We start from the raw sequence: 18,160 nt of genomic DNA on the forward strand, positions 1-18,160 counted from the left end.
TTGCTTGTCTCCCTTAACTCGAAGAACTAGTAGCCCTCGGTAATGAAGTTCACTTATATTCTACCATTCCTTGCTAGCTTGTTAGTAACACGCTTTTAACTTATCTTGAGAAAAACCTCTACCCACCCTAACGTTGAAATTCCTCGGTAAAAGAGGTAAAAGATTTTGAACTTCTTGCTTTATCTTATAATTTCTTCGACCGCTCTGCAGATATACAAGGACAATATTTATCTTCCGTCTTACGCTTCAGAAAACCAACTTTTGTTCCTCCCAAAACCCCTTAACACTTCGTAATAGCGGCCAACAGTGTTTTGGACAGTCTGGGGTGTAGTTGTTTGTGTTCCTTATCCTGTTTTTCAGATACAGGAATAGTTTTCTTAATGTATTGTTTATCCCTTTTCATCCCTTTCATAGAAGTAGATTAATGTATACCGTTGTGTTGTACAACTCATACGCTTAACTGGACTTTTTAACTTACTGTTTGAGAATAAGTATAAGATCTAAAAGAGAGGCTACAGTCACCATCTGACTACTATCTAAATACTTTATATTTTTCAGAACGAGACAATCTTCCCTCACCTAATGGATGTGGTCTACCATCTCTTAACCTTAATGGACATAGAACTAAAATCATTTATTATTTATAAAAATATAAATATATTAGCTTTAGCTAAACTAGTTCAGACAGCGTATTGAAAACATAAATAAAATCCAATAAGTTAATCATTACTTCTATGACTAGGTTAGAAATAGATGGAAAAACATATACATTTGAAAATTGTCTAGTCCTTTATGGGTACCATGATGTCCAAAACGTTGTTAATTCGTTACAAATACTCGATACTTTAGGATATCAATCTATAAGACATAGAATTGCATGGGATATATATTTCAAGATATCTAGAGAATATTCGGATGATATAAGAACTCTCTATTTCACTATTTTCGAAATATCATCCATTTTTAGAGAGTTAAACTTTAGAAATATAGATCCTTCTTATGCGTTACCCTCTATAATATCAAATATTCCTATTTCGCTCAAGTTGAAGGTTGAGAATAATACTATATACTTAAGTTCACCCATTCATCTTTCAATAGAAGCGGATTTAACTAAAATGTTAATGAAGATGATAGGGAGAAGGTTACAGGATATTAACTTACCATACTCATCGAAGGTAACCATTCCTCTACAACAACTTACAGGTATAAAAGACTTTGAAATAATACTGGAAAATGACTATAATAATAATAAAATTAATATCAATTTAGATCTAAAATTACCCCTTTATTCTAGAGGATTAAAGAGAAACTTTAGTGTGGAAGACGCAAAGAAAATTCTAATCGTTACAGCAAATGAGGTTAATAGTAAGTCCTTCGATATGAACCCAATCTTTGAAGACTTCAGTGTTAGACTTATTGAAAGTTCAATAGAACCGGCTCTCTCAGCAATTAAGGATATTCTATCAAGTGAATCTGAAATCTCAGAAATTGTTTATATTCCAGCATTAAGACCGTTTCTATTAAACGCGGAAGAATCTGCCCTTTCTCAAGAAGAAATAGCCCAACTTTTCTCAGACGGTTGTGTAATGGCAATAAATAGGATAAGAGAAGGTAAAATGAGCTTTAAGAATGACAATTTTATTAGAGAGTTAAAAGTCGAAAATAAATCTCTAAAGTATAAGAATAACTCAATAGTCCTGGCTCCTTTACATGTAAAAACAATTTCAGCGATTTTATTAGAATTATTGGCAGCTAAAGATAATTCTTTGGTAATTATTGAAAACCCTGAAGAGTTTCTGATAGAAGAGGACAAAAATCTCGTAGTAAGTGTACTAAAGGACTTCCTACATAAGAATAACGATAAAAAATTGTTAGTTATTACTGGAGATCATTATATAGAAAAAGAGATAGGAAAAATATGTAATTAAATTCTATAGAGAACAATAGAATCATACGTTGGATCAATCTTAACGTTTATAACCCTAAGCTCATTTTGACTGCTTGATAATGCTGATTTAAGTTCACTATAGCTGTAAACCGTTATTGCACCTATAGATTTTTCAAGTTGTTTATCAACGTTCAAAGTTAGATTTGCCTTACCTATAACAGGGGTATCTGCTTTAGTAGTATCTAAATATGTTAGTCCTTCATCATTAAATATAATTATTGTACCCTTAGATTTTCTTCTTGCTTGCAATAATTGCATTGTACTAAACACGCCATGAATATCAGTTATACCTATGGCACTAGAGTCATCTTCTTGTATAACTCCAGAAACTCCTAATCCTTTAGCCATTATGCTTTCAGAAGTAAACCATATTGGCATATCTACTGGAAACCTTATCATATCAAAAGTGGGAGCTGAAAGATCTATAAATATCTTAGAAAATCGATAGTTCTTTAGAAGCCTGACTACGTCATATGGCCAAAGAGTAGAATGTGGACGTAACATTTGGTCTTTCTTTGATACATAGATCTCTTTTCTAATACCTCTATCTATATTTTGGATTTTCTGCTTAAGTAAGGCAATTAATTCCTTAATAAATAGGCCAGAGTCTGATACTATAGGTAAGTGAGGCATAATAACTTTGCTTACATCTTCGCCATCGATATTATTGAACATTGTAAAACCTTTAAACTTCATTGACCATCCGCCTGTGGAAAGCTGTGTTAATCTAGTACCTATGAAGAGTATAGCATCTGACTCAGCCATTATTTTGTTCCCTATATCTGTTCCCATTAAACCTAATCCTTCACCTGCAAATAATGGATGAGATGAAGGAAAACCTCCCTTTCCTTTAATTGTAGTTATGACGGGGGCGTCTATTAATTCCGCTAGATCGATTAGATCTTTGGATGAACCACTAGCTATTACCCCATATCCCGCTACAATCAATGGTAACTTAGAATTTGAGAGAACCTCCGCTACTTTTGCTACCGTATTCTTATCTGGAGTACGTTTTTCGGGCTTTTGTTCAGCTGGATTTAGCGGATATGCCTTCATCTTGAACAGATCTTCTGCGATCTCAATATACACAGGCCGCGTTCTATTGCTTAGAGCCTCCTTATTACCTTTCTCTATAGTAAAAACTATTTCTTCAATTGTAACAACTCTCTCTCTAAGTTTAGTTACTGGAGCTAAAAGAGACATTACATCATCCGGAGTTCTTAGCTCTCCTATCCGCGCCCTACCTGTATCTCTATACGATCTTAGACCTCCTATAATTAACAATGGAACAGATTCAATGAATGATTGGGCTACTATATCTACCGCTTCTAAAATCTGAGTAGAAGGAATTTGAATAACAACACCAGCAGAATTATTGCTCATAGCATAGGCTTGAGCTAGTAAGAAAGAATCTCTAGGCGTAACTGAAGTATCGATATTTATATTATATTGAAGTAGTCTCTCTCTAAGATTATCTGGTAAATTATATGTAGTGAATATTTTCTTAATTCCAATATCATTTAACGTAAATGCTATAGCTTCATCTCCACTCATCTCTTTACCTACAGTCTCCTCTTTCCTCTTTGGTTGACTCAATATGTCACCACCAATTTTTAGATACTTAAAAGATTTAAGAATTGCATATATACGATCTTAGAAAACCCTTCTCCTACTGGCTGTCATAGTTTAGATTTTAATAGAACATTAAATTGACTCACAATTTACTTTAGACTGAAAAAGCCGGGGACGGGATTCGAACCCGTGAAATAACGGGTCTCTGCAAGACCCACTGCGGCCCTTAGCGCTATCGATGGGATAGTGCCGCCTTAGTCCGCTCGGCCACCCCGGCACATAATTTTTGCCGTTAAAAATTATAAAGTAATTGTATGTCTTAGATTGTGATGCTTATTTGATAAGCTTCTTAGACGTAGGTAAAGTTCTTAAAGAGATTAGTGAACTTACTGATTTCGTAATCATAGGTGATACTGTAGTCGATCTTTTATTAAAGAGAAAAGGAACAGAAAGCGATGTTGATATCTTTCCATTAGAACTAAGCGCAGTAGCTGAGGAGGACAAAATAAGGAATTTTTCCGAGAATAATGGCTGGGATTATGGAACTACTCCAATAGACACGCCAAGACTATTAGTACCACTAGGAGATTCACAACTCCAAGTAGATATTTATGATAATATACAGGATTTCTTTGTTCCTGAAGAGATCCTAAAGAGCGCTATAGCTATGAGTATAGGTGATTCAGAATTCAAGGTAATCCGTCTAGAAGACTACATTCTCCTGAAAGCTAATGCTTATAGAGAAGAAGATGAAGACGAACTTAAAACAATCTTACATTTTATAGGAGAAAAAAAGCTTAAGATTGATAAAAATTATTTATACAAACATACTGAATTATTTGAAGAAAATTCTGAAAATATAAAAGAAAGACTTGAGCTGATTGGCTTTAAGCTTTCTTAGTTGGTAGTTCTTTCTTCTTAGGTCTAAGGTTTCTACTATGACATCTCCTGCATTTGGTAGCCCTTATAGGATTTAATGCTCCACAGTTTCTACATACTTTTTTCATGAATATTCTGTCTTGAATTATCTTGACCTTCTCTGGTTCGTTGATAGGCATTTAAGAACCCAGTACTTATATAACTGTCTGATTCAAAAATATTGCGGTAGAACGGAGAGTGATTGGATGAAAATTCCTCTAGATTATCTATGCGTTAAAAGCGGTCTCCTTTGCAACAGGTGCCAAAGTTTGGTCGATAGAGGTGAAGTAGAAAACTTTGAAATAAAGGTTATGGAGGCCCTTCTGGATTTAGAAGAATCACAGTTTAAAGAACTAAAAGAATCAACCTATTACAAGGCAATTAAGGTAAACAACAATCTCCTTATACTTTTAGTAGGCAGTGGACCTGGAATGACGATACAAAAGTGGGTAAAAGTAGCTAAAGCCCTTCAAGATAAACTTGGTATGAAGGTCAGAATAATGGAGAAAACAAACAACATAAAGAGTAGTGCTGTTCAGTTGTTATCTCCTGCAAGAGTTTTAGGAGTTAATACAGTATGGCTTCCTGACGGTTCAGTTCAATATGTGATTAGAGTTTCTAGAAATGAGACAAGATTATTACCTGCTGATACTCTCGTACTAGAATCGGCACTTTCAAAAATCCATGACACTCGAGTAAAGATTAGGGTAGAATAAATGTATAGAACAAACTTTATAGCAGATATTACACCAGAAATGGAACAAAAGGAGATTGTAGTAGCTGGATGGATTCATAACATAAGGGATCTTGGGGCAAAGAAGTTTATATTACTTAGAGATGCTACTGGAATAGGTCAGGTAATAATAGAAAGAAATACAAAGGCTTTTGAAGCTTCAAACGATCTAAGTCTTGAATCTGCAGTCCAAATTAGAGGTATAGTTAAAAGTGATAAGAGAGCACCTCGAGGAGTTGAGGTACATGCTGAGGATATAGTAGTCTTAAGTAAGGCTAAATCACCTTTACCTTTAGATGTTTATGGCAAGGTAAAAGCAGATATAGACACAAGGCTCAGAGAAAGATTACTCGATTTAAGACGAGAGGAAATGCAGGCAGTTATAAGAATAGAGTCTGAAGCTGTTAGGTCTTTCAGAGAGAACTTGTATAAAAATAGATTCGTAGAAATATTTACGCCAAAGATTATTGCTACGGCTACTGAGGGTGGAGCACAATTATTCCCTGTGATTTACTTTGGAAAAGAGGCTTTTCTTGCTCAAAGTCCACAGCTTTACAAGGAACTATTAGCAGGAGCCGTTGAAAGAGTATTTGAGATTGGACCAGCATGGAGAGCGGAAGACTCGGATACCCCATATCACCTATCCGAGTTTATAAGTGCGGATATAGAGATGGCATTTGCAGACTATAACGATGTAATGGGTATAGTTGAGGATACTATAATTACCATGGCTAATAAACTAAAGGAGAAATGTTCGGCAGAGCTAGAAACGCTAAATTATAGGCTGCCTGATATAAGTAAACCTATAAAAAGAATAACATATACAGAGGCAATAGAGACATTACAAAGCCTTGGAGTAAAAATAAAGTTTGGAGATGATTTAGCTACGCCAGAACTAAGAACTCTTAATGAACATTTAAAAACTGATCTTTATTTTGTAATAGACTGGCCAGCCGAAGCTAGACCATTCTACACTAAAAGAAAAGATAATAAACCAGAAATTAGTGAAAGTTTCGATCTGATATTTAGATGGTTGGAGCTCGCATCTGGAAGTAGCAGAAATTTTAGAAGAGAAGTCCTTGAAAATGAGCTTAGGGTTAGAGGACTTAACACATATAACTTCGAGTATTTCCTTAAATGGTTTGATTATGGAATGCCACCACATGCAGGAGTAGGAATAGGTCTACAGAGGCTTATGTTAATGTTTACTGGGCTTCAAAATGTAAAAGAGATATCATTATTCCCAAGAGATAAGAAGAGACTTGTCCCATAATTTTAATCTCTAATATAGTTTTATTTCTCACGTTATCTTTCTTGGATCAAGTCTAAGAAGTTCCTCTAAGACGATTGTAGCATACATACCTCTATCCAAAGCAAAAGATAACGTTTCGTCCTTAAATTTTATATCTCTCACTTTCATAAACGCTTTCCTCTTTAGATATGGTCTATTAACCTTAATCTCTCTAATATTGAATTGTTTTCCTTCTATTCCTTCCTCTTCAAAAACTAATTTACAATCTTCATCACACAAATTATCTTTACTGGATATTATTATTTCAACCTTATCTTTATCATTTATTACATTATTTAACTTTCTTGATAAAATTTTATTAAATATATAACTTTGATAGGCTTCCACATAAAAACTTAATGGAATCAAAGAAGTTTTCAAGGCTTGAAATGGGTTATTTGTCTTAATATAATTCTTAAGGATTGTTCGCTCTTGTTTGAAACTGATCGGAATCTCTTTTAATGCCTCTAAGAGTTCGCCATTCATTACCATTTTTCTGGCTTTTTTTATATTCTCAGATTCATCATCAAATGGATGACCTAAAATAAACATTATAGCGTTATACCAATCCCTTTTTACCAGATACTTACCAACTATATGAGTAATCGGTCTTCTACTTCCAAAACGTTGATAACCGAAAAATGCAGGTAGATAAGGATCTGACGAAATATCTGTTACCCTTTTGCTAAGTTTATCTTTATTTACTCTTTTTAGAACTATATTAAATATATTTCCTGTATGATTAAACTTGGAATCAGTATAACCTAGAAATCTTAAATTTATTCTATCTTCTTTATATTCTTGTATCCTTATTGGAGGTCTGATATAAATAAGCTGATAAGTATGAGCAGCCGAATCTTTTATACCTATATAATTTACCTTAGTTCTCAGCAAAACGTTTAATTTTCTTAATGCTGTAAAATGGTCAATATCATTTTTTTCTAATAGATAAACTGCATATTTCCCTATATTATTTTTACCTTTCCAATTTAAACATGATAAATAATCAATTTCTTCAATTACCTCAAATCCTTGAGGTCTTGGAATCTCTGCCTCTAATGGTTCCCAATCATGAATATACCTTTCAATCCCTATTGCTATATCTACTGGGCTTACAATAATTTCAGATCACCAGTTATTGGGTCAATTAGTCCATCTTCTGTAGGGCCTATTCCTGCACATGTAATCGTACCTGGTTCTATCTGCGTTTTGCCAGCATCTTCAATAACGGAAACCGGCAATCCTTTTTCTTTGGCCATTCTCACCTTTTTATATAATTCGTCTAAATCGTTAACTTTTACCACTATTTTCGGTTGCCCCTCAACAATCCAAGAGTCCAACCAAATTTTCCACTCTCTATTAGAAGAATTAATTATTTCTAAGACTAACGATACCGCAGCGTGGGCTACTTGAGCTGCAACTTTTCCTTTTCCTATTTTAATATCATTACGTACTAAAATAACCATTTTCACTTTTATCTTTCCCTCACTAAACTCAATGAAGTATAACATATTCTATAGGCTTAAATGATTTCGATTAACTTCTAACAGTTGTTTGGAAAAAAGATGATACAAAATATATAATATGCATCAAATGTCACTTTTTTAAACTCTGCGGATACTGTATAAAGGAGTTAGAATGTCAACAAACCTAAGCTTAAAAGAGGAAATAGTACCACCTGTATGTTCAAGTTGCGGAAGAATAATTCATCCTAAGGAAAGAGGAGTTGCATTTTATTGTCCAAACTGTGGACAAGTATTAATTCAGAGAGATATGTACTGTAGGCTCCAAGGAGTAGAGTATAAATGCCCAAATTGTGAGTTTATTGGACCTTAAGGTGTTATCATGACAGATGTTCTTGTGGTCTTAAAGGTATTCCCAGATAGTGATGAGATAGATTTAGATAAGTTAGCTGAGGAAATTGGCAAAAGACTCCCAACAGGCTACACTGTAGTTAGAAAAGATACAGAACCAATAGCTTTTGGTCTTAAGGCTTTAGTTCTGTATGTTCAGATGCCTGAACAGACAGAAGGTGGAACTGATGTATTAGAAGAAAAAGCGTCAGAAATAGAAGGAGTAAGTCACGCAGAAGTAGTAGGACTTACAAGGTTAGGTTTCTGATATAAGTTAATCTCTTTTAGCTAGTTTTCACAATAGATTACTTGGAGATAATATTGAGCACTAATTCTTCTGCTGAGCAACCGAGAAGGCGTGAACTTATATTAAAAGTAGTAGAAGCAAGACAAAAGGACGTTGGAAGAGGCAAGGTAAGGATAGATATAGATGCATTAGCTCAAATAGATGCCTCTGCTGGAGATGTAGTGGAAATAGAAGGCCAAAGGAAAACTGCTGCGATAGCGTGGGTCTTATCTAACGAGGATCTTATGGGTGAAAAAGACATAATAAGAATGGATGGTATAACGAGGAAAAATGCAGGAGTCTCTATAGGAGATAAGGTAATAGTAAGAAAAGCTAACGTGAAGTTTGCAACTTCTGTGAAGCTAGCTCCCTCCAATTTCTCTATAACTGTTGATCCTGGATTTGTAGCATATGTTAAGAAAAAATTGAAGGAATTCCCACTAGTAGAAGGAGATACTGTGCTAATACCTGTCTTAGGTCAAGCTATACCATTCACTGTTATTCAAGTAAGACCTGCAGGAGTAGTAATGGTCAATGATGATACAAGTATTAATATTAGCGATAAACCACTTGAGCAAACTAGATACCCTAGAGTTACTTATGAGGACATAGGTGGAATGAGAAATGTTATCCAGAAAATTAGAGAATTAGTAGAGCTACCTTTGAGGCATCCAGAATTATTTAAAAGACTCGGTATAGAGCCTCCAAAAGGAATTCTTCTCTATGGACCACCAGGAGTTGGTAAGACATTGTTGGCTAAAGCAGTAGCGAATGAGACAGACTCATATTTTACCTCCATAAACGGCCCAGAGATTATGAGCAAGTTTTACGGAGAGAGCGAACAAAGACTAAGGGAAATATTCGATGATGCTAAAAAACATGCACCAGCTATAATATTTATTGACGAGATTGATGCAATAGCTCCAAAAAGGGATGAGGTTATAGGAGAGGTTGAAAGACGAGTAGTAGCTCAATTACTGACACTTATGGACGGATTAGAAAATCGAGGTAATGTCATAGTAATTGCCGCTACTAATAGACCAAATGCCGTTGATCCAGCTTTAAGAAGACCAGGACGATTTGATAGAGAGATAGAGATACCTTTACCTGACAAGCAGGGTAGACTTGAGATCCTTCAAATACATACAAGGAACATGCCGCTATCTAAAGATGTCGATTTAGAAAAATTAAGTGAAATAACTCATGGTTATACTGGAGCAGATCTTGCTTCCTTAGTTAGAGAAGCCGCAATGAATACCTTGAGAAGATATTTACCTAAAATAGACATAACGCAGGACAAAATCCCTCCAGAAATATTAGAAATGATGGAAGTAAAGATGGATGATTTCATGAATGCTCTAAAGGAGATTGTACCAAGTGGAATGAGAGAAATATATATAGAAGTTCCAGAAGTAAAGTGGGATGATATAGGAGGTCTTATAGATATAAAAGAGGAGTTAAGGGAAGTTGCAGAATATCCTCTAAAATTTCAAGAATACTATGAAATGGCAGGAATTGAACCACCTAAGGGCATTCTAATGTTTGGTCCTCCTGGTACTGGAAAGACAATGCTGGCTAAGGCTGTAGCTACAGAGAGTGGGGCAAACTTCATAGCCGTAAGAGGACCTGAGGTATTGTCAAAGTGGGTTGGAGAAAGTGAAAAAGCAATAAGAGAGATATTCAGAAAAGCGAGAATGTATGCCCCTTCAGTTATATTCTTTGATGAGATTGATGCAATAGCTCCAATGAGAGGTATTTCGTCTGATACTGGTGTTACAGAGAGACTGGTAAATCAGCTATTAGCTGAAATGGATGGAATAGAAAAGCTGGAAAACGTAGTGATTATAGCTGCTACAAACAGGCCAGATATTCTTGATCCAGCTTTATTAAGGCCAGGTAGATTTGAAAAGCTCATATATGTACCTCCTCCAGATAAACCTGCAAGATACGAGATTCTAAAAGTTCATACTAAGAAAGTGGTCTTAGCCGAGGAAGTAAATCTTGAAGAAGTAGCGGAACGAACTGATGGATATACCGGAGCTGATTTAGCAGCGCTTGTCAGAGAAGCAGCCATGAGGGCTATAAGAGAGGGGATGAAGGGATGTATAGAGAAGGTAACAGAGATGTGCGAACCCATAGATAAGGATTGTAGGGATGTCAAGATGAAGGAATGTATAAAAGGTGTTAGTATTAAGGTAGAAACTAAGCACTTTGAAGAAGCTATGAAGAAGGTAAAGCCATCGGTAACGCAAGAAATGGTACAATTCTATCAGAACTGGGTAGAGAAAGCTAGACAACAATTACCTAAACAAACAGTAAAGCCTAGTACCTTCACGTGATTTAAATGTGGATGCAAGTTCCTCTTACTACGATAATCCTTGAAAAATTGAAGAAACTTAACGGACCAATCAAAGATGAAGAACTTTTTTCTGACTTAAAAAAAGAAACGAACTATGATATTTCTTTTAATGATTTTTTAAGAGCTTTGATGTCCCTGGAAATAAGAGGGTACATAAGCGTATCATTAATAAGGGAGAATTCAAGAATGATCACTTACATAGGTGAGAAGTAATAGGGGTAGATTTATCCGGACTAGTAGAGGATACAAAGAGAGAGATATCCTTAGCCGAAATTAAGGGAAAGAAGGTTAGTATAGACGCATATAACGCAATTTACCAATTTTTAACAGCTATAAGGCAACCTGATGGAACTCCACTAATGGACTCTCAAGGAAAGATAACTAGCCATTTAAGTGGTGTATTCTACAGAACGATAAGCCTTATTGAGGAAGGGATAATCCCCATTTACGTTTTTGATGGTAAACCTCCAGAGCAAAAGGGAGAAGAACTTGAGAGAAGAAGAAAGGTTAAGGAAGAAGCCGAAAGAAAACTTGAGAAAGCAAAAGAAGAAGGGTCAAAAAGAGAGATGAAGAAATACTCTCAAATGACAAGTAGACTTACTTCAGATATGGCAGAAGAGAGTCAAAAATTATTAAACGCAATGGGAATACCAGTAGTCCAAGCACCGTCAGAGGGAGAAGCAGAAGCTGCTTATTTATGCTCTATAAACAAGACATGGGGAGCTGCTAGCCAAGATTATGACTCACTCTTATTTGGTTCCACTAGACTTTTAAGGAATTTGACAATAACCGGAAAAAGAAAATTACCCAATAAGGATGTTTATGTTGAAGTAAAACCTGAACTAATAGAATTACAGAATTTATTAAAAAATCTAGGAATAAGTAGAGAACAACTCATAGACATAGCTATCCTTATTGGGACAGATTATGATCCAGAAGGAGTTAAAGGAATAGGACCTAAGACTGCATTAAAACTAATCACAAAATATGGAAATATAGAAAAGGCCGTAGAAAGAGGAGAGATTCCTAAATATATCCTTGAATTTAATATAGATAAAATAAGACAACTTTTCCTCAAGCCTCAGGTATCTGACGTTAATTTATCATTAGATTTAGGGGATCCAAATGTTGATGAGATTACAAGGATTTTAGTTGAAGAACATAACTTTAGTGAAGATAGAGTCAAGAATGGAATTGATAGACTAATAAAATCAAAAAAAGAAACTAAAGGGCTTTCGAGACAAACTGGATTAGATCAGTGGTTTTAACGGTATTAATAATGTAATTATAAAATAATCTAAATGTTAGGTGACTTAGGTTTAAATGTTACTATGTTAAACCTTAATTTGTGCAAGAAGCTAATTACTTACCTATATTCATTAGGCTTAACGGATTGCGTGTATTAATAGTAGGAGGAGGTACTGTTGGAAGTAAGAGGGCAAAAAATTTTTTAGATCATGGAGCAGACGTTACTGTAGTAAGCTTAGTATTTAATGAATATATTGAAAAAGAAGAAAATATAAAAAAAATTAGATTTGATGCCTCAACAATAAGCGAGAATTTTATTTCCGAATTTAACATTATAGTAACTGCAACAAACGATTTAGACATAAATCAGAGAATATGTGATATGGCTAAAAGATTAGGAAAACTCTGCAATAATCCCACTAATCCTCAAGACTCAAACTTTATCGTACCTATCTTTTATGCAGATAATGACTTATCTATAGCAGTAACAACATATGGAAAGTCAAGCATAGTTTCTAAGCTCATTTTGGAAAAGTCATTAACTGCACTAAGAGAGGAAAGCTATATAAGAGGTCTTATAGACGTTATGAGCAAAGTAAAAACATTAATGAAAGGATCCATAACGGATCCTAGATTGAGATATGAGTTATATCACAAGATATTTAATGATACAAATTTCGAATCTATGATTATAAAAGAGGACTATACAGGTGCATTAAGACGAGCAGAGGAGTTGATAAATGAGTATAATAGATGAATTAAATTCAAAGTTTTATGCAATAGTGTATACATATAAAACCGTTGGTATAGATAATCTTGCTCATCACTATTTGAGAGAAGAGGAAATCAAGGATCTCTATGGCCATTTTAAAGGAGAAATGAATGTAGTACAAACATGCAATAGAGTTGAACTTTATCTTTTTACGGATTATCACAATTATGATTCAATTTTAAGCTATCTAAATCACATTCATAACAAGGATATAACAAGGGATGCAACAATATTCAAAGGAACAAGAGCTGCACGCCACTTATTCGAAGTTGCTGCTGGTTTGGATTCTATGTCAGTGGGTGAATACGAAATATTAAGTCAGATTAAACTCAGTATACAAAACGCCAAAAAGATGAATATATCAAACAAATATATTGAAACTATATTTGAAAGAGCAATAAAAGTAGGAAGAAGAGTAAGACAGCTAACTGATATATCAAAGGGGAAAGTTGGAATATATTCTGTTGCAGTAGAAATGGCTAGAAACAGAATCAAAGATCTTGATAACAGAAAAATACTTATAATAGGTGCAGGGAAAATGGGGAACAAAATAGCCCAGATTCTACACAGTTATGGCTATTCAAATGTAACTATTATGAATAGAACTAAACAAAAAGGAGAGAGTCTTGCGACAAAATTTGGTTTTAGATATGAAAAATTAGACTTCTCTAAAATCAATGACTATGATATTATATTTTCTGCGATATTTTATCCTACTAAAATAAGTGCTAATAATACTTTGGTTATAGATATCTCCTCGCCAAATATTTTTGAGGGAAAAAATGTAATCACTTTAAAGGAATTAGAGGATTTCTCTTCCGAAATGAATAAACTTAGAGTAATGGAAACTTGGAAAGCTGAAAAAATCATAGAGGAGGGACTAAATGAATTAATAAGCGATTTAGCAAATCTAAAATATGATGAAATTATTTCGGATATACTGACGAGAATGGAAGAAATAAGGCAGAAAGAGGTTGAAAGAGCTTTGAAAGAGCTTAAAAAAAGAGACACCGAGGATGTCTTGAACTCAATGTCTAAAGCTATGCTAAAGAAGATTATGTCGCCTATGCTAGAAAAAGTAAGAGAGGCAGTAAAAAATGATGAGACAAATTACATTAACTTGATTTTAGAACTCTTTGATAATGGCAAACTTTCCCATAGTAAGACCAAGAAGATTACGACAGAACAAGCTAATGAGAGACATAATAGCGGAAACGGAGATAACTGAAAAAGACCTTATTTTACCGATTTTTATTAAGGAAAACCTTAGTGAACCTGAGAAAATAAATTCGATGCCAGGTGTTCTTAGATATCCTATAAATGACAATCTGCTAAAATTTATAGAAGAGAGCTATGGAAACGGTATACGTTATATAATCCTATTCGGTATCCCTTCTTATAAAGATGATATAGCTTCTTCAGCTTTCGCTAAAGACGGAGTAATTCAGAAAAGCGTTAAGATGATTAAAGATACATTTGGAGAGAAACTTATTATAATAACTGATGAGTGCACAGATGAATATGCGTCTCATGGACACTGTGGAATAGTTAAGGAAAGAAGAGGTACGTACGTCGTCGATAATGATGAAAGTTTAAAGCTTCATGCAAAAATTGCATTATCCCAAGCTGAGGCAGGATCCGATATAATAGCCCCCTCTAGTATGATGGACGGTGTTGTAGGTGCTATAAGAAAAGAACTTGATGAAAATGGATTTCAGGATACTGCCATTATGGCGTATAGCGCTAAATATGCTTCGACCTTTTATTCCCCTTTTAGAGAAGCAGCTTACTCTAAACCCGGGTTTGGAGACAGAAAATCTTATCAAATGGATCCGAGAAATGGATATGAAGCTATAAAGGAAGTAAGATTAGATATAGAAGAAGGAGCAGATATTGTAATGGTAAAACCTGCACATACATATCTGGATATTATAAGGCTTGTAAAAAGTGCTTTTCCAGAATATCCGCTTGCGGCTTATCATGTGAGTGGCGAATATTCCATGATTAAAGCTGCAGCGATTAATGGTTGGATAGACGAGCGTGTAGCAGTTATGGAAATAACTACTGCAATAAAGAGAGCTGGAGCTGATTTAATTATTACGTATTATGCGAATGAGATTGTAAAATGGATAAGAGAGGGAGTTCCATTTTGAGCCAGAGTTTATGGAAAGAAGCATTATCAATATTCCCTGGTGGGGTTAATAGTCCTGTAAGAGCTGCTGTAAAACCTTATCCATTTTATGTTAAGGAGGGAAAAGGTGCTTACGTTATTACAGAAGATAATAAAAAATATATTGATTTTGTATTAGGTTATGGGCCCTTAATTTTAGGACATGCATATCCTTATGTTAAGAAAAACATCTTTAACCAGATAGATAAGGGCTGGCTTTTCGGAATTCCATCTAAGGTTGAAATTGAGTTAGCAAAGAAAATATCCTCGCATATGAATTCGATTGAGAAGATACGATTTGTTAACTCTGGAACAGAAGCTACTATGAACGCAATAAGGTTAGCTAGAGGTTTTACTAAAAGAGAAAAAATCCTAAAGTTTGATGGAAATTATCATGGAGCTCATGACTATGCTCTAGTAGATGCTGGAAGTGCGGCTATGGAATTTGGAATTCCAAATTCTCTTGGAATTCCAGAGCAAGTTTTAAGGACAGTAAATGTGTGTACCTATAATGATCTTACATGTGTAGAAAATATTCTAAAAAAGGAAGATATTGCTGCTATTATAGTTGAACCTATAATGGGAAATATGGGTGTTATACCACCACAGAAGGACTTTCTTTCAGGACTAAGAGAACTAACTAAAACTTATGGTTCGTTGCTGATCTTCGATGAAGTGATAACTGGATTTAGAGTAAGTATTTCAGGTGCTCAAGGATATTATGGAATCGAACCAGATATTACAACCCTTGGCAAAATAATTGGTGGAGGATTTCCAATAGGCGCAATAGGCGGAAAGAGACAGATCATGGATTTTCTTACCCCCTCGGGTAAAGTATTTAATGCAGGTACATTTAATGCTAATCCAATATCAATGATTGCCGGTCTCTCTACTATAGAGGTAATAGAAAAGGAAAACGTAATACACAAAACATCTCAATCTGCAAAGGAAATTGCAGACGAGTTAGATAAGATTGGTACTCCACATGTAGTAAATAGAGTAGAGAACATGCTTCAGATATTCTTTGGAGTTAGTTCCGTAAAGAATGCAGAAGACGCTAGGAAGGCCAATAAGGAATTATACAATAAATTTCAGCTAAAGTTACTTGACGTAGGTATATTCTTCCCACCTAGCCAGTTTGAGACAGTCTTCACATCATTGGCACATGACGAGAATGTAATGCAAGAAGCTATAGAAGGTATAAAGAAAGCTAAAAGTGAGTTTAATTGAAAATTAGAATAGCTACTAGAGGTAGTAAACTTAGTCTTATACAGACACAAAAGGTTGAAAAATTCCTATTAAAAAAGGGATTTGACGTAGAAGTAATTAAGGTCACAACTAAAGCAGATCTCTTCTTGAATGAACCTTTACAAAAACTAGGTAAAGGAGTCTTCGAAAAAGAAGTAAATAGGCTTGTAATGGAAGGGAATGCTGACATTGCAGTTCATAGCATGAAAGACCTTACTTCACAGTTAGATCCAGGTCTAGAAGTTATAGCAACACTAAAAAGAGATAGTCCTTATGATGCACTCGTTGCGGATTCTGAATTATTTAAATTAGAGAAGGGTTCAATAATAGGTACAAGCAGTCTTCGTAGAAAAAACATAATTAGCTTCTTCAGAAGTGATATTAATGTAGCTGATATCAGGGGAAATATAGACACAAGACTAAGTAAGGTTAAAACTAGCCAATATGCAGGGATTATTATTGCTCATGCGTCCTTACAACGTTTAAATATAGAAACTAAGTATTTTGTTTTCTCCCCATATGATTTTACGCCAGAAGTTAACCAAGGTATAATTGCAATAGTAAGTAGAAAAGATAATATTGAAATGAAAAAAGTATTATCAGAAATAGATGATAAGGAAACTCATAGTATAGCTGAGGCAGAAAGAACAGCCTCTAATATAATAGGAGGAGGATGTAATTCTCCATTTGGCATATTTTTCGAATTTTACGATAAGGAATTTCATGGAATAGCGACTTTTTCAGATTCGAAGAAAAAAATTACTGTTGAAACATGGTCAAGGGAAAACGAAAAGATAAGTGGAGAAAAATTAGGTAAAACATTACTAAGGCAGATGAAAAATGAAGGTATTATTCTTTAGATCTGAACCGGTGAATATTTCAGGATTACCATCCATAGAGATAATAAATGTTCCTATTTTTACTCCTTTTTGTGTAGATTACAGTATTGAGTTAGATAATTTTGAGAGCGTAGCTTTTACAAGCAAAAATGCAATAAGATGTTGTAAGGATATTAATAGAATCAAATCTATGAAAGTGTTCTCCATAGGTCCTGCAACTGCCTCAGAATTACAAAAACATGGAATAGAAAGTATAATTCCCGATAAGTTTGATAGTGAAAATCTAGGAAAAACTATCATTAATTATGGAGTAAAGTCTTTGGTATCTTTTAGAAGTAAAAAGGCAAATGATACTCTTAGGAACATATTGTCAGATAAAATTAAATATGAAGAGATTTACAATTATGACATAATTTTAAATGAGGAGATGCTAAAGAAGGCTAAAGAGTTCCTAGACTGCAACGTTGACGTTGTAGTTCTAACTAGTTCTGAGATTGCTAGAGTAACATCTCCTTACTTAAAGAAATGTTACAAGATTATATCCATAGGACCTGTTACATCTTCAACTCTAAAGAAGAATAGACCAGATCTAGAGATCATTGATAGCAAAAAATATGATTTGGAAGGAATCATAGAAATACTTGTTGGTTTGGATAGTGATTAGAAATGGATGATGTAAGAGATTTTATACTCAATTTCCTAAGGAAGAGAAATCCTACTTTGAAAGAAGATAGCCTTGATATTAAGTTTATACAACAAGGTAAAAATAGATATGATGTATTTGGTCAATTCAGAGATGAAAATGGAATCTTCGAATTTGCAATAAGTTTTGATTTTAAAGGGAAGATTGAAAGAGAGCATATAAATATGATAGAACCTTCTAAACTTAGAGATGAGCTAGAAAAGAGGTTAAGAGAATAAGG

Annotated in this window: 20 protein-coding genes and 1 tRNA gene; 16 read left to right on the forward strand and 5 right to left on the reverse strand. The window is 34.4% G+C overall.

The window, feature by feature from the left end; genetic code table 11:
- Positions 1–734 precede the first annotated feature (734 nt).
- Positions 735–1,928 (forward strand): hypothetical protein, encoded by a 1,194-nt coding sequence (locus tag CM19_RS08145; protein WP_048099968.1) that lies wholly within the window; start codon positions 735–737, stop codon positions 1,926–1,928.
- Here the strand turns inward: CM19_RS08145 and CM19_RS08150 are convergent.
- The gene (locus CM19_RS08150; protein WP_048099969.1) at positions 1,925–3,544 is read right to left on the reverse strand and encodes a thiamine pyrophosphate-binding protein; all 1,620 of its coding nucleotides are present in this window, start codon (positions 3,542–3,544) and stop codon (positions 1,925–1,927) included. The two genes, CM19_RS08145 and CM19_RS08150, sit on opposite strands and share 4 nt — an antisense overlap.
- Positions 3,545–3,686: 142 nt before the next feature.
- Positions 3,687–3,797: transfer RNA gene (locus CM19_RS08155), tRNA-Cys, on the reverse strand.
- Between the two features lie 60 nt (positions 3,798–3,857).
- On the opposite strand from CM19_RS08155, the gene CM19_RS08160 reads away from it, so the two are divergent.
- A complete protein-coding gene (locus tag CM19_RS08160; protein ID WP_048099970.1) occupies positions 3,858–4,421 on the forward strand; it encodes a nucleotidyltransferase in 564 nt (187 codons plus the stop codon).
- Here the strand turns inward: CM19_RS08160 and CM19_RS08165 are convergent.
- Positions 4,408–4,578: a 50S ribosomal protein L40e gene (locus CM19_RS08165; RefSeq protein WP_048099971.1), complete on the reverse strand. Its 171-nt coding sequence runs from the start codon at positions 4,576–4,578 to the stop codon at positions 4,408–4,410. The two genes, CM19_RS08160 and CM19_RS08165, sit on opposite strands and share 14 nt — an antisense overlap.
- A gap of 66 nt (positions 4,579–4,644) precedes the next feature.
- Here CM19_RS08165 and CM19_RS08170 point away from each other — a divergent pair, with 66 nt between their 5' ends.
- The gene (locus tag CM19_RS08170; protein WP_048099972.1) at positions 4,645–5,154 is read left to right on the forward strand and encodes a transcription elongation factor NusA; all 510 of its coding nucleotides are present in this window, start codon (positions 4,645–4,647) and stop codon (positions 5,152–5,154) included.
- Positions 5,155–6,444, forward strand: coding sequence for an aspartate--tRNA(Asn) ligase (aspS, locus tag CM19_RS08175; RefSeq protein ID WP_048099973.1), 1,290 nt, complete (start codon positions 5,155–5,157; stop codon positions 6,442–6,444).
- Between the two features lie 27 nt (positions 6,445–6,471).
- On the opposite strand, the gene truD is transcribed toward aspS, so the two are convergent.
- Both truD and pth2 read right to left on the reverse strand, forming a co-directional pair.
- Positions 6,472–7,584, reverse strand: a complete 1,113-nt coding sequence (gene truD / locus CM19_RS08180) for a tRNA pseudouridine(13) synthase TruD (RefSeq protein WP_048099974.1) — start codon at positions 7,582–7,584, stop codon at positions 6,472–6,474.
- Positions 7,575–7,973: a peptidyl-tRNA hydrolase Pth2 gene (pth2, locus tag CM19_RS08185; RefSeq protein WP_048099975.1), complete on the reverse strand. Its 399-nt coding sequence runs from the start codon at positions 7,971–7,973 to the stop codon at positions 7,575–7,577. Before pth2 ends, truD begins: the two co-directional genes overlap by 10 nt.
- A 127-nt stretch (positions 7,974–8,100) precedes the next feature.
- Between pth2 and CM19_RS08190 the strand changes: the two genes are divergently transcribed.
- The 12 genes from CM19_RS08190 (at position 8,101) to CM19_RS08245 (ending at position 18,158) form a co-directional block, all read left to right on the forward strand.
- Positions 8,101–8,298: a zinc finger domain-containing protein gene (locus CM19_RS08190; protein ID WP_048099976.1), complete on the forward strand. Its 198-nt coding sequence runs from the start codon at positions 8,101–8,103 to the stop codon at positions 8,296–8,298.
- A 9-nt stretch (positions 8,299–8,307) separates the two neighbouring features.
- Positions 8,308–8,583, forward strand: a complete 276-nt coding sequence (locus CM19_RS08195; RefSeq protein WP_048099977.1) for an elongation factor 1-beta — start codon at positions 8,308–8,310, stop codon at positions 8,581–8,583.
- 53 nt (positions 8,584–8,636) lie between these two features.
- On the forward strand, positions 8,637–10,940 hold the full coding sequence (locus CM19_RS08200) for a CDC48 family AAA ATPase (RefSeq protein ID WP_048100056.1): 2,304 nt from the start codon (positions 8,637–8,639) through the stop codon (positions 10,938–10,940).
- A 5-nt stretch (positions 10,941–10,945) separates the two neighbouring features.
- Positions 10,946–11,173 (forward strand): hypothetical protein, encoded by a 228-nt coding sequence (locus tag CM19_RS08205; protein ID WP_048099978.1) that lies wholly within the window; start codon positions 10,946–10,948, stop codon positions 11,171–11,173.
- Positions 11,173–12,228: a flap endonuclease-1 gene (gene fen / locus CM19_RS08210; RefSeq protein WP_081801250.1), complete on the forward strand. Its 1,056-nt coding sequence runs from the start codon at positions 11,173–11,175 to the stop codon at positions 12,226–12,228. The genes CM19_RS08205 and fen overlap by 1 nt, the downstream gene beginning before the upstream one ends.
- Before the next feature lie 80 nt (positions 12,229–12,308).
- A complete protein-coding gene (locus CM19_RS08215; protein ID WP_048099980.1) occupies positions 12,309–12,965 on the forward strand; it encodes a precorrin-2 dehydrogenase/sirohydrochlorin ferrochelatase family protein in 657 nt (218 codons plus the stop codon).
- Positions 12,949–14,208 carry a glutamyl-tRNA reductase gene (locus CM19_RS08220; protein ID WP_048099981.1) on the forward strand — a complete coding sequence of 420 codons (1,260 nt, stop codon included), beginning with the start codon at positions 12,949–12,951 and terminating at the stop codon, positions 14,206–14,208. Before CM19_RS08215 ends, CM19_RS08220 begins: the two co-directional genes overlap by 17 nt.
- Complete coding sequence (hemB, locus tag CM19_RS08225) at positions 14,123–15,133, forward strand: porphobilinogen synthase (RefSeq protein WP_048099982.1); 1,011 nt, start codon at positions 14,123–14,125, stop codon at positions 15,131–15,133. The genes CM19_RS08220 and hemB overlap by 86 nt, the downstream gene beginning before the upstream one ends.
- Positions 15,106–16,380, forward strand: coding sequence for a glutamate-1-semialdehyde 2,1-aminomutase (hemL, locus tag CM19_RS08230; protein ID WP_048099983.1), 1,275 nt, complete (start codon positions 15,106–15,108; stop codon positions 16,378–16,380). Before hemB ends, hemL begins: the two co-directional genes overlap by 28 nt.
- Positions 16,377–17,258: a hydroxymethylbilane synthase gene (gene hemC, locus CM19_RS08235; protein WP_048099984.1), complete on the forward strand. Its 882-nt coding sequence runs from the start codon at positions 16,377–16,379 to the stop codon at positions 17,256–17,258. Before hemL ends, hemC begins: the two co-directional genes overlap by 4 nt.
- The gene (locus tag CM19_RS08240; protein WP_048099985.1) at positions 17,239–17,901 is read left to right on the forward strand and encodes a uroporphyrinogen-III synthase; all 663 of its coding nucleotides are present in this window, start codon (positions 17,239–17,241) and stop codon (positions 17,899–17,901) included. Before hemC ends, CM19_RS08240 begins: the two co-directional genes overlap by 20 nt.
- A gap of 2 nt (positions 17,902–17,903) precedes the next feature.
- Complete coding sequence (locus CM19_RS08245; RefSeq protein WP_048099986.1) at positions 17,904–18,158, forward strand: hypothetical protein; 255 nt, start codon at positions 17,904–17,906, stop codon at positions 18,156–18,158.
- The last annotated feature ends 2 nt before the right edge of the window (positions 18,159–18,160 follow it).

The sequence above is a fragment of the Candidatus Acidianus copahuensis genome (assembly GCF_000632495.1).
Taxonomy (GTDB): domain Archaea; phylum Thermoproteota; class Thermoprotei_A; order Sulfolobales; family Sulfolobaceae; genus Acidianus; species Acidianus copahuensis.